Raw genomic sequence first — 14,914 nt, 5'->3', positions numbered from 1 at the left:
TCATGACACCTTTGTGTCATGAGCTGATGTGAATCGGCAATTGTGACGTCACTGCCATCGAATGGTTATGATAACCGGCTGAAGGTACATGGAAAATCGCCCACAAGGTGCAAGGGGGATGGCGACTTGACTGCCAAGAGTGCCAGAAAGACAAGTCGGGACCAGGCAAAGCCTGAGACTCGCAGCCGCCGAGCGGCAGCAACACCGAGAAAGCGTGCCCGCCAGAAAGCGGACTCGCCGGGCTTCTTTGCGCGTCTGCGCGGTGCATCGGCTGCCAAGGCGAGTCCTGCTCGCAAGACACCCAGGGTGTCAGGCAAGCCTATCGCCAAGGAGACCAGCAAGGAGGACAGCCTCAAAGACAATGCCGCGGCCCAACGTCGCGCAGATCGACAGGCTGAGCGCGCTGAACGCCAGGAGATTCGTGCTGAGCGCCGCGCAGAGGCAGCGGCGCGTCCGCCTTCACGACTGACGACCACACTCCAGGGCGTCGGCCGTGAAGGCGCGGTCATTGTCATGCTCAGTCTGTGCGTCTTCATGCTACTGGCGCTGTTCAGCTACGCGCCAACGGATCCGGGATGGTCGTATAGCGGGCCTGAGGCCACGCCGGCCAACTGGATGGGCAGCATAGGTGCCTGGCTGTCTGATGTGCTGTATTCGCTCTTTGGCGGCAGTGCATTGTGGTGGCCAGCAATGCTGGGCTTCGGTGCCTGGCGTCTGATGCGTCAACCCAGTACCGAACTGGTATGGGACCCCACGACTATTGCAGTGCGTGCTGGCGGACTGTTCTTGCTGATCATGGCGACCTGCGTCATTGGCGAGATCCAGTTCTATAGTCCGGATAGTCAGCTGACCAACGGTGCTGGCGGGATTCTGGGCAAGGGCATCGCGGGTGCTCTGACGCTGTTGATCGGCATGGGTGGGACGGTACTGGTCTCACTGGCCAGCTTCCTGTTCGGCTTCACGCTGTTCACGGGCATGTCATGGTTGACCGTCATGGATGAGCTGGGCAATGGCTGCTCACGCCTGATCGCCTGGTGTGGTGAACGCTTCAATAGTCGTCGTGATGATGACGATGACGAAGCGGCCTATGCCGAAGAAGGTCTGGGTCATGAAGAAAGTGACGAGACGCAGGACGAGAACGATGCCCCGGCGTTGAGCTGGTGGCAGCGTCTGATGCCTGGTCGTCGCAATGATGATCATGGCGAATGGGATGAAGATAGCGACGAGATACTGCTCGGGACTGCTCAGGACGCTACCGGTATCGCCGCAGAGCCGCGTGGCAAACGTCGTGTCGAACCCTCCATGGGAGAAGAAGAAGCGTCTGCCATTACCGCACGTGATGACGACTTCACCAATGATCGCAGTACGAACATTCCTTGGCAGACAGCTGAGACTACGCCGTCTGCCAAGGTGCCGGGTGCTGCTTATACTGAGCGCATGACCGTGCAGAGCGCGAATGTGAGCATTGAAGGGGTTGATCTGGCGGCAGCACTCAAGACTGCCGTTGCCTCTGAAATGGCAGCGGTACCGCGCACCGCGCATGTAGATGTGACTCGCTCGCGTCTGCCAGAAGGCGAGGCTATCGAGGCTGAGCGTCAGCGTCATGCGGGGACAGTGCCGGCGCAGAAAGGAGCAACTCACTCTGCCGTCGAGCCTGTTATTCAAGAGACGCCGAAGGAATGGGATGCGGCATCTACCTTCGCACCTTCTGCCCGTCAGGAAACGGTGATTGCGCCTGAGTCTGTGACAGCATCCCGGGAGGAGACAGCACCAGCGGTATCTACAAGCGCTACACCCTCAAGTGCTGCACCCGCTGCACCTATCGCGGCTACCTCGGGATCTGCGACATCGGACTCCCGTGAGTCGCTTGCGGCCGAAGAAACGGAGGCAAGCGTGCGCTCTCGCTTGCATTGCCCTGACATCTCCGCAGACAGCAGTAATCAGCCGCCAGAGCCCAAGGACGAGGGTGATGCACCGTTACCGACCAGTGGTGCTTCATTCGCCACGACAGCGGCGGGTATCGCTGCCGGTGCGGGAGTGATGGCAGCAGGTGTTGCTGGCGCTGGTGCTTCAAGGGGCGGCGTTCCAGCGGCTGGCGTTCCAGCGGCTGGCGTTCCAGCGGCCGGCGCTCAGGTACGCAAGGCAGCGGTGTCCTGGGATGACGCCTTTGAGGCCCCTGCGGGCAAGACAGCACCGTCTGCGAGTCAGACGCCTTCTAGTCCCGCGCCGACGAGTCAGCTACCGGCGAGCGAATCGCGGCCCATTGCTCCTCCCCCTGTTGCGTCTCCCTCCGTGTCAGCTCCCGTTGCACCAACAGTTGCGCCAACGGTTGCACCACCGGCGAGCCCTGAAGAGCAGCAACCGAAAGTATCGGCTGAGCGTCCGGCATGGGCGCATGCAGGCGATGAAGCGGGTATGGACCCCTCTGCCGGCCGTCTGGCGACCGCTGCGGATGCACAGGCAGCGATTGCCGATCCCGGTGGTCCGACACTTTGGACCGTAGAGCACCTGCAGAGTCAACGCAGTGAAGGTATGGATCACGAGGAAGAGCCCGAAGGGGATCTACCCCCGCTGAGCCTGCTGACACCGCCGGATGAGCAGAAGCCCAACTACACCGAGCAGGAGCTGGCCGATATGGCCGAACTGCTCGAGACGCGTCTGCGTGAGTATGGCGTCAAGGCAGAAGTCGCTGACATCTGGCCTGGGCCCGTCATCACGCGCTTCGAGATCCGCCCTGCCGCTGGTGTGAAGGCTTCGAAGATTTCCAACCTTGCCAAGGATCTGGCGCGCTCACTGCTGGTCAAGAGCGTGCGTGTGGTGGAAGTCATTCCAGGCCGCCCAACGGTCGGGATCGAGATACCCAACCCCAATCGCGCCATGATTCGCCTGCGTGAAGTGTTTGATTCCGATGCTTATCAGCTGGCGGAATCGCCGGTCACGCTTGCCTTGGGTCAGGACATCGGTGGCAAGCCGGTGGTTGCCAACCTCGGCAAGATGCCGCACCTGCTGGTCGCCGGGACTACCGGTTCGGGCAAGTCGGTCGGTATCAACTCGATGTTGATCTCGATGTTGCTCAAGGCGACGCCGGAAGAAGTGCGCATGATCATGGTCGATCCCAAGATGCTGGAGCTGTCGGTCTATGACGGTATCCCGCACCTGTTGGCCCCTGTGGTCACCGACATGAAGGAGGCCGCCAATGCACTGCGCTGGTGTGTCGCCGAGATGGAGCGTCGCTACAAGCTGATGGCGGCCATGGGTGTGCGTAATCTGGCGGGCTTCAATGCCAAGATCGATGAGGCCGAGGCGCATGGTGCGCAGATTGCAGATCCGCTGTGGGAACCGCAGCCCTGGGAGATGCATCAGCATCCGCCAGTGTTGAAGAAATTGCCCTACATCGTGGTCGTGATCGATGAGTTTGCCGACATGTTCATGATCGTCGGCAAGAAGGTCGAGGAGCTGATCGCTCGTTTGGCACAGAAGGCACGTGCGGCCGGTATCCACCTGATTCTTGCCACTCAACGTCCCTCGGTGGACGTGGTGACAGGCTTGATCAAGGCGAACATTCCGACACGCATGGCCTTCCAGGTTTCCTCGCGGATCGACTCACGTACCATCCTCGATCAGGGCGGAGCCGAGCACTTGCTGGGTCACGGCGACATGCTGTACCTGCCTGCAGGCGCCGGTATTCCGACCCGTATCCACGGGGCCTTCGTCGATGATGATGAGGTCCACCGAGTGGTCGATGACTGGAAGCGTCGTGGTACGCCGGAATATATCGAGGAAATCCTTACCGGTGGCGTGCAGGCAGATGCGCTGGCGGGGCTTGAAGCCGATGGCGAAGAGAGTGATGCAGAGCAAGACGCTATCTACGATGAGGCGGTGGCTTACGTGATTGAATCACGTCGTGCCTCCATCTCTGCCGTGCAGCGGCGTTTCAAGATCGGTTACAACCGCGCAGCGCGCCTGGTCGAGGCGATGGAAATGGCGGGTGTGGTGTCCTCGATGGGCACCAATGGCTCGCGGGAAGTGATTGCGCCTAACGCCAACGGTTGATGACCGTGATATTGGGCGGGGAGCTTTTTGTCTCCGCCCCTGTCAAAGCCTTCAGATATCACGTCAGCGGCTACCGAGTTGCTGACGTGACCCACCCCGAATTGCTGAAGTGATGAACGCATTGAAGACGATATGAGCCTGCGGTGTGCTCCGTCAGCTATCAGTGCCTTCCTCATCGCAAGGAGCTGCATGAAAACTCTGTCCCTGTTGAATTCAGTTGTGACTGTCATCTCTACCCGTAAATTCAAGGCGCTATCGACTCGCAAGTTCAAGGCCTTGGGCGCCGCGCTTGCGGTGGGCGTCACCTTTGGTGTTGCCAGCCTTCCGGTACAGGCCGATCAGGCCGCGGGAGACCGCCTGTCGAGGCTGCTGGAGCCGCTCAAGACCTACGTGGCGGATTTCGATCAGCAGATTCTCGATGGTTCGGGCCAGCGCCTGCAGGAAGCGCACGGCAAGATGTGGTTGTCGCGTCCGGGCAAGTTCCGCTGGAGTGTCGATGCGCCGTATCGTCAGGAAGTGGTCTCTGATGGCAAGGAAGTCTATCTGCACGACCCGGATCTTGAGCAGGTCACCGTGCAGCCGCTGGATGAGCGTGTCACTCACACCCCCGCACTGCTGTTGTCCGGGCGTGCCAGTGAGCTGACCGCCAACTACGAAGTGGAGCGCCAGCAGCAGGGTGCTCGTGAGACTTTCACGCTGACGCCCAAGCAGGCGGATACGCTCTTTGAAAGCCTCAAGCTGACCTTCGACAATGAGCGTCTCGACATGCTGCAGATGGCGGATTCCACTGGCCAGCGCACCGCGATCGACTTCAACAACATTGAATTCAATCCGACGCTTGAGGCCAGCCGTTTCGTATTCCAGATTCCGAAAGGCGCTGATGTCATTCGTGAGCAGTCAGCGGCGGGTCGCTAATCGCTTGCCATTCCCGGTTGATGAATTCATCGCCAGGCACTAGCTGACGGCCACACACAAACGCCCGGTCCATTGGTCCGGGCGTTTGTGTGTATGGGCGCTGTCCATGTTGTAGCTGACTGGGCTGCTTGAATGGCGCAGCTCAGTGCTTTTCACTGATCCCGAGCGCTAATTCCCGGCGCTAATTCTCGGTGCTAATTCCCGGCGCTACTGCGCAGGCTGGTTCTGATCCGCGTAGTCATCCAGCTCACGCCGCCAACGCTCGACCTCTGCAAAGCGCTTCTCGCCGCCATACTGGGTCGGGCGATAGAACTGCTGCGTGGGCAACTCCTGTGGCCAGGCATTATGCGCACTGCCGGCAGGGTAGCCATTGGGCTCGTTGTGGGCATAGCGATAGCCTTCGCCCATGCCCAGCTCCTTCATCAGTGTCGTTGGCGCGTTACGCAAATAGACCGGCACCCCGAAGTGCGGCTGCTGGCGCACGAAGGCCTTGGCCTCTTTCCAGGCGACATCGATGGCATTGCTCTTCGGTGCGATGGAGAGATGAATCGCGGCGTGGGCAATCGCCCGCTGGCCCTCGTAATCACCGAGGCGCAGGTAGGCGTCCCATGCGGCGATGGTCAGCGGCAGGGCGCGCGGGTCGGCATTACCGACATCTTCAGAGGCCACTGCCGCCAGTCGGCGTACCACGTCGAGCGGATCACCGCCGCCATCCATGAAGCGCGCCATGTACAGCAGTGCCGCATCCGGCCGAGAAGAGCGCACCGACTTGTGAATGGCCGACAGCAGGTCGTAGTAATCGTCGCCTTGCTTGTCGAAGCTTGAGGCCTGATGGCCGAGCACTGCCTCCAGCGAGCTATCTTCGAGGATTTCACGCACCGCGCCATCTGGGGAAGATTCGCGTCGGACGAAGTCGCAGGCCGTTTCAAGCAGGCCCAATGCGCGACGCGCGTCTCCGGAGGCCGCCCGCGCAATGCGGGTCAATGTCTCGCGACTGGCCTCGATGGCACGGGCACCGAGACCGTTTTCCTCATCACTCAGCGCCCGCATCAGCACCTCGACAAGATCATCCACCTCCAGCGCCTTGAGTACATACACCCGTGCCCGCGAGAGCAGTGCCGAGTTGACCTCAAACGACGGATTCTCGGTGGTCGCACCAATCAGCGTCAGTAGACCGGATTCCACATGCGGCAACAGCGCGTCTTGCTGGCTCTTGTTGAGGCGGTGAATCTCATCGAGGAACATCACCGTCTGACGATCGCTGGCCTGATGGTGACGTGCACGCTCGACCACCTCGCGGATGTCCTTGACGCCCGCCATCACTGCCGACAGCTGCTCCAGATGTGCATCGCAGCCGTGAGCCAGAATCTCGGCCAGCGTTGTCTTTCCGACACCGGGCGGGCCCCACAGAATCATTGAGCGCACGACCCCGGTCGCGACCATTTGACGTAGCGGCATGTCCGGCCCGACCAGCGCCGACTGACCGATGTAGTCATCCAACGTACGTGGACGCATGCGGAAGGCCAGCGGCGCATGGGCATTCGAGGCAGTATCGGCAAAGAGATCCATCGGGGATTCAGGCTCCATCAGGCGTGGCTGGCAGGTTGAGGGCGCAGAGCGCGTCACCTTTGCTCATCATCGCTGATCACATGATCCTGTACAAATCAGCAGGTGATAAGGCGCTGAATGCCACGCTTTTTTGACAGCATGTCATGCTAATAAAGGCAATCCCGCCCAACGTCTAACGAGCGTTTGGGTGATGTGTCCTACACTTGAGCATGACGACATTGCCACATACTGTCGCAATGCCCGAGGCGGCAGCACTGTCTGCCAGCATCGGCCACCTGTTCCATTAGGAGGAGAAAGTCATGCCCAATGTGACTCAGCTGCGCCAGGACCACGCCAATATGGCTCGTCTGCTGCATGTGCTATCGCACCGCCATAGAACCTTGGTCAGTGGCGAACGGCCGGACTTTCGCATGATGCGCGAAGTCGTGGATTACATCCTTGATTACATGCAGGGCTTTATCATTCCGCTGGAGCGCGAATGCAGTCAGATGCTGTGTGAGCGTTCTACTGAAGCCACGCCCCTGTGCAAGCGACTGATTGAGCAGTACCACACCTTGCACACCCGTCTGTCCAAGCTGTCTGACAATCTCGACAGCATCCTGATGGACCAGATCGTTCCGATGGAACAGTTCAATTCAGACCTTCACGACTACGTGGAGTCTCACCGTGACTACCTGCGTGCCGAGCGTCAGGAGCTATTTCCGCTGATGCGTGATCACCTCAATGATGAAGAGTGGCAACAGCTCACCGACGCCATTCCCCATGCGCGTGAAGAGCTTGAACGCCTCCAGGAAGCTTATCCGGAGCTCTATGCCGAGCTGACCGAAAGCGATGTGGAGACTGCCTGATGCTTGCGCTCGATAGCGCTCGCATCGCTCACCCTTGATAGACCGATCCCCGCCATACAGAAAAAACCTCAACCTCACACGGTATATACAGAAAAAACGCTATGCCGTAGTGGCGAGTACCGAAAGTTTCGACGCTCGACATCCTCCACACTGAAGACATCACACAGCACCCGCCACGACGGCGGGTTCTGTCTTGCGCGTGATATTCGACGACGGTCTTTCGACCGTGGAGGCAGCCCATGAGTGTTCAATCCCTTACCCGTCAGTGGGCCAGCGCCAGCGATGGCATGGCACTCGAAGACCCACGTCTATTCCGCCAGCTCGCCTATGTAGACGGCTGCTGGGTACATGGCGAGGGCGGCCGTGAAGAGGCCGTGTTTGACCCCGCTACCGGTGAGCGCCTTGGGCAGGTGCCGTGGCTTGAATCCCATCAGATCGACGCCGCCATTGCCTCGGCGGACAAGGCCCAGCGGGCGTGGCGCCTGCTGCGCGCCGATGAGCGCGGCGAGCTGCTGGACACCTGGTATCGATTGATTCGAGAGCATAAGGAAGACCTCGCCATGCTCATGACCCGCGAGCAGGGCAAGACGCTAGCGGACGCTCGTGGTGAGGTTGAATACGGTGCCAGTTTCATTCACTGGTTCGCCGAAGAGGGCAGCCGCGCCTACGGCGAGACCATTCCCAGCCACATTCCCGGGGCGGCGCTGGGCACCCTGCGTGAGCCGATCGGCGTGGCCGCACTGATCACGCCGTGGAACTTCCCGTTGGCGATGATCACCCGCAAGGCAGCCGCCGCGCTGGCCGCGGGCTGCACGGTGCTGGTCAAGCCGGCGGGCGAGACGCCGTTCTCCGCACTGGCGCTGGCGGAACTCGCTGAGCGCGCCGGCATTCCGGCCGGTGTGTTCAGTGTCATCACTGGCGAGGCGGCAGAGGTCTCCAAACAGCTATGCGATGACTCACGCGTTGCAGCGCTGTCATTCACCGGCTCCACACGCGTTGGCCGTCTGCTGCTGAGCCAGTGCGCCAATAGCGTCAAGCGAGTCTCGCTGGAGCTCGGCGGCAATGCGCCCTTCATCGTCGGGCCGGACATGGACCCCGAAGAGGCGGCGCGCGCCGCAGTGGATGCCAAGTTCCAGACCTCCGGGCAGGACTGCCTGGCCGCCAACCGTATCCTGGTTCACGACAGCCTCTATGAAGATTTTCTGACGCACTTCGTACGTTTGATGAAAAAGCTCAAGGTCGGCAATGGGCTGGTCTCGGGTATTGATCTCGGCCCGCTGATTCACCGCGACGCCGTGGCCAAGGCGCAAACCATCGTCGATGACGCCGTCGAGCAGGGTGCGCGTCTGATTTATGGTGATCAGAGCATGGCGCCGGGGCCCAACTTCTTCATGCCGGTGCTGCTGGCGGATGTCACGCCCAGCATGCGGGCATGGCACGAGGAAACCTTCTCTCCCGTGGCAGGGGTTACCGCCTGGCATGATGAGGATGAGGTGATCGCGATGGCCAATGACACCGAATACGGGCTGGCCGCCTATGTCTATACCCATGACATTCGCCGCATCTGGCAACTGATGCGCGGCCTGCGTTTCGGCATGGTCTCGGTCAATTCGGTGAAGATGACCGGTGCGCCGATTCCCTTTGGTGGCGTCAAACAGTCCGGGCTTGGCCGCGAAGGCGGCCGCCAAGGGCTCGAGGAATACATGGATATCAAGTACTACTGCCTGGGGGGATTACCGAGTGCTTCCGGCAGTTGATGGCTTTTCGGCGGGTGTCCCGTTGATACCGCTTCGTTGTTTACGTCTTGTCCGACCCTTTTCAGGAGATCTTCATGACCACCGATAACACTCCCAGCCAAGCTGCCAGCTTTGACAGCTCCACCAGCACTGAAGAGCTGATCCGCCGTGATCGCAAGGTGACCTTCCATGCCTCCACCCACCTGCGTGACTTCGCACAGGGCGACCTGCCGGGTCGCGTGATCACCGGTGGTGAAGGCATCCGCATTCGTGAGCGTGATGGTCGCGAGTTGATTGACGGCTTCGCGGGCCTGTATTGCGTCAACATCGGCTATGGGCGTACCGAGGTGGCGGATGCCATCCACGCGCAAGCGCTCAAGCTCAGTTATTACCACACCTATGTCGGCCACTCGAATGAGCCGCAGATCGCGCTGTCCGAGAAGATTCTCGAGCTGGCTGGCCCCGAGATGTCCAAGGTCTATTACGGCATGTCCGGCAGTGACGCCAACGAGACCCAGCTCAAGCTGGTGCGCTATTACCACAACGTGATCGGCAAGCCGGAGAAGAAGAAGGTCATCTCGCGCTGGCGCGGCTACCACGGCTCCGGTATTGCATCCGGTTCACTGACCGGTCTGGCCGCCTTCCATGATCACTTTGATCTACCGATTGCGGGCATCCTGCATACCGAGGCACCGGACTACTACCGTCGTCCTGCCGAGTGTGCCGAGATGAGCGAGCAGGCCTTCTCCGCCTGGTGTGCCGACAAGCTTGAAGCGATGATCCAGGCCGAAGGGCCAGAGACCGTCGGCGCCTTCATTGGCGAACCAGTGCTCGGCACCGGCGGCATCGTGCCACCGCCCGAAGGCTACTGGGACGCCATTCAGGCGGTGCTCAAGCGTCACGACATCCTGCTGATCTGTGACGAGGTGGTATGTGGTTTCGGGCGTCTCGGCAGTCAGTTCGGTTATCAGCACTTCGGCATCAAGCCGGATCTGGTCACCATCGCCAAGGGTCTGACCAGCGCCTATCAGCCGCTGTCCGGGGTGATAGTCGGCAATCGTGTATGGAAGGTGCTGGAGCAGGGCACCGGTGAATTTGGTGCCATCGGCCACGGTTGGACCTACTCCGGTCACGCGCTGGGTGCGGCGGCAGGGGTCGCCAATCTGGAGATCATCCGTCGTGAGCGACTGGTCGAGAACGCCCGTGAGACTGGCGCTTATCTGCAAAACGCCATGCAGGATGCCTTCGCAGGTCACCCCATCGTCGGTGATGTGCGTGGTATCGGCCTGCTGGCGGCGCTGGAATTCTCGCCGGAACCCGCGGCACGACGCGCGTTCGACCCCGCGCTCAAGGTTGGCCCGCGTATTTCGGCTGCTGCGCTGGAAGAGGACTTGATCGCACGCGGTATGCCGCAGGGCGACATTCTCGGGTTTGCGCCACCACTGATCGTCACCCCGCAAGAGATTGATGACATCGTGGCGCGTGCCCGTCGCGCGGTAGACAAGGTGCATCAGGAACTCATCGCCAGCGGTGATCTGTAAGCCATGGTGTTGTCCCTGCCACCGTTACGTATCCCACGGGAAACACCGCTGACACTGGCCGATATCTACGCCGCGCGTCAGCGATTGTTTCCTTCCTCATCTGCAGGAGTCTCCGCCCCCCCTACGGGGGTGGAGCGCACGGCGTTGGTGCCCTCACCCGCGCTGTCCGCGCGCTTCGATGCCAAGATTATGCTCAAGCTGGAGACACGCCAACCCACCGGTGCCTTCAAGCTGCGTGGCGCCACCAATCTGCTGGCCGCCGTGGCCGAGCAGGCAACAGGGGATGCCTTCGAGCGTCTCCAGCGCGGCGTGACCACTGCTTCCACCGGCAATCACGGCAGGGCGCTTGCCTATGCCGCGATGCGGCGTGGTCTGCGCGCCATCATCTATCTTTCCGAGCAGGTGCCCGCCAACAAGGTGCGCGCCATCGAAGCGCTGGGCGAGGTGTCCGGTTCAGGTGCTGGCCAGGGCAGTGTCGAGGTGCGGCGTATCGGGCGTAGTCAGGATGAGGCCTTTCATGAGGTCAATCGGCTGGTCGAGGAGGAGGGCATGCTGGCGGTGCCACCCTTCGATGATCCGTTGATCGCTGCCGGTCAGGGCACCATCGGACTTGAGTTGATGGAAGACTGCCCGCAGCTTGATCATGTGCTGATCGGGTTATCTGGCGGTGGTCTGCTCGGCGGTATCGGTGCAGCGCTCAAGGCGATTCGACCCGAGATCCAGGTACATGGCGTCAGCCTGACCCACGGCGCGGCGATGTGGCATAGCCTGCAAGCCGGCCAGCCAGTGGAAGTCGAGGAGGTCGCGAGTCTCGCGGACTCGCTGGGGGGCGGCATCGGGCTTGGCAATCACACCACGCTGGGACTGGTGCACCGTGTGATGGATGCGCACCATCACGTCAGTGAGCGCGCCATTGCGCGTGCCATGCTGCTGCTGTTGGAAGAAGAGAAGCTGCTGGTCGAAGGTGCAGCCTTGGTCGGGCTGGCGGCACTGGAAGCGTCTCGTCTCGGTGAGACAGACCCACAGCTGGCCGAGTCGATTCGCGGCAAGCGTGTCGCGCTGATCATCAGCGGCAACGGCGTCAGCCTGGAAACGCTCGATCAGGCGCGTGCATTGCTGGCATGAATACTGCCGCTGGCATGAAGGACACAGTGAGCTTGCGGGATACAGTGAGTGCGAGCGGCCCCGCCATTGTGAAAGTGGCGATGTGAAGGAGGAGTACGCATGCAGATCTATACACGTGAACAGATTGAACAGGTTGTGGGGCTGGATGCCACGGCGCTCGGGGTTATCCGCGATGCCTTCATGGCATTGGGGCGTGGCGAAGTGGTCCAGCCGCCGATCCTGTCGATGGCGATTAAAGAGGCCAACGGCGAGGTCGACGTCAAGACCGCGCACATTCGTGGCCTCAAGCATTTCGCGATCAAGATCAGCCCCGGTTTCTTCAACAATCCTGCGCGCGGCCTGCCGAGCCTCAATGGCCTGATGGTGGTGTTCTCCGCCGAGACAGGGGTGGCCGAGGCGCTGCTGGATGATGGCGGCTATCTCACGGCCATCCGCACGGCGCTGGCCGGTGCGGTGGCGGCAGAGTGTCTGTCACGTCCCGACAGCAAGCGTGTCGCGTTGATCGGTGCGGGTGAGCAGGCAGGCCTGCAGCTGGAAGCGTTGCGGCTGGTGCGTGATATCGAGAGTGTCGATGTCTGGGCGCGGGACAAGGAGCGTGCCGAGCATTTCGCACGTGAGACAGAGGCGCGCCTCGGCCTGACGGTACGCAGTCACGACAGCCTGCACGCCGTGTGCGAAAACGCTGACATCATCGTCACCGCCACGCCGTCACGCTCGCCGTTGCTGGAGCTCTCGATGTTGCCGGCCGGCGTGCATGTCACGGCCATGGGGTCCGATAGCCCCGAGAAGCGCGAGCTTGAGTGCGACGTACTGGCCGGCTGCAATCACTTCGTGTGCGACAGCCGCAGCCAGTCGGAAACCAATGGTGAGCTCAAGGGGCTGGAAGGGGTGCCCTCGTTTGAGGTGCATGAGCTGGGCGCGTTGCTGGCAGCGGGGCATCGACTGCGCGAGCAAGCCAATGACGAAGACGATGGCCAACAGTTCATCACCGTGGCCGATCTCACCGGTACCGGTGTGCAGGATACCGCCATCGCCAGCCTGGCCTTGGCACGACTGACGCATCCATGATGGCGTTGCCGGTACAGGCGCCCGGATTGATGTCTGCTGCATGCAGGCGCTTGCCCAGCGCGGCGCTGCATGCGAGGGTCACGCATGGTACGGCAGGACGCCGCGCCATCCTCTGTCCACCTGGAGCCAGTCGTGACTCGACCTTTGCCAACGCCTCGCGCTCCCCGCGCACTGAATGCCGCCCCCGATGTGGAGGCCTGCCGTACACCGTTGGCAGACCTCTGCGCTGACTGCGATGCCGTGACGCTGTTGCCGCCACTACTGCCGCCGGGTGAGGGGTATCTGCGCCATCTCTGTGAGCTGGATGCACCACTGGCCGTGTTTGATCTCGACGATACCTTGCTCGACGGCGATTGCAGTGGCATGTGGATGCATTGGATGGCCGCCTGCGGCTGGATTGAGGATGTCGAGGCGTTCATGGCGCTGGGCGATCAGCAACAGATCGAATATCACGCCGGTACGCTGGATATCCATGCCCATGTCGCGCACCTGCTCAGCCCGTTGATTGGCCGTCATCGTGATGAGGTACGTCGCGAGGTCGATGATTTCGTTGAGGAAATGGTGATGCCACGCCTGCTGGAGGGCGGCATTTCACGGCTCGCGGAGCACGGTGAAGCAGGGCATCGTACGCTGATCATCTCTGCGTCGATGCATCACCTCGTCGGCCCGATCGCCAGTCGCCTCACCGCAGATGGCGCGCTCGCCACGCATCCTGCCTTTGATGACAACGGCTGCTTCACGGGGGCCACTACCGGGATTGTCACCTTCCGCGAAGGCAAGTTGGCGGCGCTGGATGCCTGGCTTGCCAAGGCCGACCGCAACCACCGCATGCCGCAGACGCTATGGGGCTACTCCGATTCCCACAATGACCTGCCACTGCTGGAGCGTGTTGACCATCCCCATGCGACCCAGCCGGATGCACCGTTGCGCGCATTGGCTGAATCACGCGGGTGGCCGGTGGTCGATTGGCGCCTCTCGCGTCAGTCAGACTGATGCGAGAGCCGTCACCCATCTCATCCTCTGCCCGCGGCGTGGCACTGACGGCCTTTGGCGTATTGCTGATTTCGCCAGATGCCTTGTTGCTGCGACTGGCAGATGTCGCGGATGGGCCGTTGCTGTTCTGGCGTGGTGTGCTGACCGCGCTGGGCTTCGCCTGCATCGTGTTGTTGACGCATCGCGGTAGCGTGACGCAATGCCTTGCTACGGTACGGCGTTGTGGACGCACGGGGCTGTGGGTCGCGCTGCTGTTTACCGGCTCGACGCTGGGCTTCGTGCTTGCCAATCAGTACACCCGTGCGGGCAATGTGCTGATCATCCTTGCCGCCAGTCCGCTGTTTGCGGCGCTGATGTCACGCCTATGGTTGGGCGAGCGCCAACGGCTGCATGTCTGGGCGGCCATTCTGGCGTCGCTGGCGGGCATCGCCTTGCTGGTGCTGGACGAGGCCGGTAGCGGCTCGCTGGCAGGCAATCTGCTGGCGGTGGGCTGTAGTCTTTCGTTGGCCGCCAACTTCACGCTGTGCCGAACGCGGCCCGGTAGCGACATGAGTCCGATGCTGACGTTGTCGGGGCTGCTGACCGGACTGTGTGGTCTGCTGACCTGTGTGTGGCTCGCCGCCCACGGTAACGAGAGCGTTCTCCAGCAGCTATGGCCGTCGGATTCCGCCGATTTTGCACACCGCGCTGGCTGGCTGGCACTGCTGTGTCTGGGCCTGTCGCCGCTGGGCTTTACCTTCATTCAGCGCGGCCCGCTCTACCTGCCGTCGGCCGAGGTAGCACTGCTGATGCTGCTGGAAAGCGTGTTCGGCATTCTATGGGTGTGGTGGGCGCTGGATGAGACGCTCAGTCCGCGTGGCTGGGTGGGGGGTGGCCTTGTGCTGGGTGCCATGTTGGCCAAGAGCCTGATGGATCGCCACCTACGGCGCGACACGACGGATGCGTCGGCGCTGTCCAGCTGATAGAATGCCTGTCTCCCTGAGTTTCTCTACTGTCGAATGACAGCCCTCTGGACGCCCGAACACGGCGCCCGGAGCGAATAGCGTATGGCTAAAAAGCGGCCACG

Annotated in this window: 9 protein-coding genes and 2 pseudogenes; 10 read left to right on the top strand and 1 reads right to left on the bottom strand. The window is 61.5% G+C overall.

What is annotated here, in order from left to right; translation table 11 throughout:
* Positions 1-42: 42 nt before the first annotated feature.
* The 3 genes and pseudogenes from GQR90_RS17840 to lolA form a co-directional block, all read left to right on the top strand.
* Positions 43-996, top strand: a pseudogene (locus tag GQR90_RS17840) (DNA translocase FtsK 4TM domain-containing protein); the annotation flags it as partial.
* A 1,488-nt stretch (positions 997-2,484) separates the two neighbouring features.
* A pseudogene (locus GQR90_RS17835) lies at positions 2,485-4,053 on the top strand (DNA translocase FtsK); the annotation flags it as partial.
* A gap of 189 nt (positions 4,054-4,242) precedes the next feature.
* The gene (lolA, locus tag GQR90_RS13735) at positions 4,243-4,968 is read left to right on the top strand and encodes an outer membrane lipoprotein chaperone LolA (RefSeq protein WP_158774604.1); all 726 of its coding nucleotides are present in this window, start codon (positions 4,243-4,245) and stop codon (positions 4,966-4,968) included.
* A 207-nt stretch (positions 4,969-5,175) separates the two neighbouring features.
* Here the strand turns inward: lolA and GQR90_RS13730 are convergent, their stop codons facing one another.
* Complete coding sequence (locus GQR90_RS13730) at positions 5,176-6,537, bottom strand: replication-associated recombination protein A (protein ID WP_158775528.1); 1,362 nt, start codon at positions 6,535-6,537, stop codon at positions 5,176-5,178.
* A 299-nt stretch (positions 6,538-6,836) separates the two neighbouring features.
* On the opposite strand from GQR90_RS13730, the gene GQR90_RS13725 reads away from it, so the two are divergent.
* The 7 genes from GQR90_RS13725 (at position 6,837) to GQR90_RS13695 (ending at position 14,810) form a co-directional block, all read left to right on the top strand.
* The gene (locus GQR90_RS13725; RefSeq protein ID WP_158774603.1) at positions 6,837-7,385 is read left to right on the top strand and encodes a hemerythrin domain-containing protein; all 549 of its coding nucleotides are present in this window, start codon (positions 6,837-6,839) and stop codon (positions 7,383-7,385) included.
* Between the two features lie 239 nt (positions 7,386-7,624).
* The gene (locus GQR90_RS13720; protein ID WP_442778526.1) at positions 7,625-9,142 is read left to right on the top strand and encodes an NAD-dependent succinate-semialdehyde dehydrogenase; all 1,518 of its coding nucleotides are present in this window, start codon (positions 7,625-7,627) and stop codon (positions 9,140-9,142) included.
* Positions 9,143-9,216: 74 nt separating this feature from the next.
* A complete protein-coding gene (locus tag GQR90_RS13715) occupies positions 9,217-10,662 on the top strand; it encodes an aminotransferase (protein WP_158774602.1) in 1,446 nt (481 codons plus the stop codon).
* 3 nt (positions 10,663-10,665) lie between these two features.
* A complete protein-coding gene (locus GQR90_RS13710; RefSeq protein WP_158774601.1) occupies positions 10,666-11,787 on the top strand; it encodes a pyridoxal-phosphate dependent enzyme in 1,122 nt (373 codons plus the stop codon).
* Between the two features lie 99 nt (positions 11,788-11,886).
* Complete coding sequence (locus tag GQR90_RS13705; protein ID WP_158774600.1) at positions 11,887-12,855, top strand: cyclodeaminase; 969 nt, start codon at positions 11,887-11,889, stop codon at positions 12,853-12,855.
* A gap of 132 nt (positions 12,856-12,987) precedes the next feature.
* Positions 12,988-13,848, top strand: a complete 861-nt coding sequence (locus GQR90_RS13700; RefSeq protein WP_158774599.1) for an HAD family hydrolase — start codon at positions 12,988-12,990, stop codon at positions 13,846-13,848.
* Positions 13,848-14,810, top strand: coding sequence for a DMT family transporter (locus GQR90_RS13695; protein WP_158774598.1), 963 nt, complete (start codon positions 13,848-13,850; stop codon positions 14,808-14,810). Before GQR90_RS13700 ends, GQR90_RS13695 begins: the two co-directional genes overlap by 1 nt.
* Positions 14,811-14,914 lie beyond the last annotated feature (104 nt).

Source organism: Cobetia sp. L2A1 (assembly GCF_009796845.1).
Taxonomy (GTDB): domain Bacteria; phylum Pseudomonadota; class Gammaproteobacteria; order Pseudomonadales; family Halomonadaceae; genus Cobetia.
This window is presented reverse-complemented; position numbering and strand designations above follow the sequence as displayed.

What these genes read in the sequence shown, in the direction of transcription:
- lolA (WP_158774604.1), top strand. Translation starts at nt 4,243, where the DNA reads ATGAAAACTCTGTCCCTGTTGAATTCAGTTGTGACTGTCATCTCTACC.
- GQR90_RS13730 (WP_158775528.1), bottom strand. Translation starts at nt 6,537, where the DNA reads ATGGATCTCTTTGCCGATACTGCCTCGAATGCCCATGCGCCGCTGGCC.
- GQR90_RS13725 (WP_158774603.1), top strand. Translation starts at nt 6,837, where the DNA reads ATGCCCAATGTGACTCAGCTGCGCCAGGACCACGCCAATATGGCTCGT.
- GQR90_RS13720 (WP_442778526.1), top strand. Translation starts at nt 7,625, where the DNA reads ATGAGTGTTCAATCCCTTACCCGTCAGTGGGCCAGCGCCAGCGATGGC.
- GQR90_RS13715 (WP_158774602.1), top strand. Translation starts at nt 9,217, where the DNA reads ATGACCACCGATAACACTCCCAGCCAAGCTGCCAGCTTTGACAGCTCC.
- GQR90_RS13710 (WP_158774601.1), top strand. Translation starts at nt 10,666, where the DNA reads ATGGTGTTGTCCCTGCCACCGTTACGTATCCCACGGGAAACACCGCTG.
- GQR90_RS13705 (WP_158774600.1), top strand. Translation starts at nt 11,887, where the DNA reads ATGCAGATCTATACACGTGAACAGATTGAACAGGTTGTGGGGCTGGAT.
- GQR90_RS13695 (WP_158774598.1), top strand. Translation starts at nt 13,848, where the DNA reads ATGCGAGAGCCGTCACCCATCTCATCCTCTGCCCGCGGCGTGGCACTG.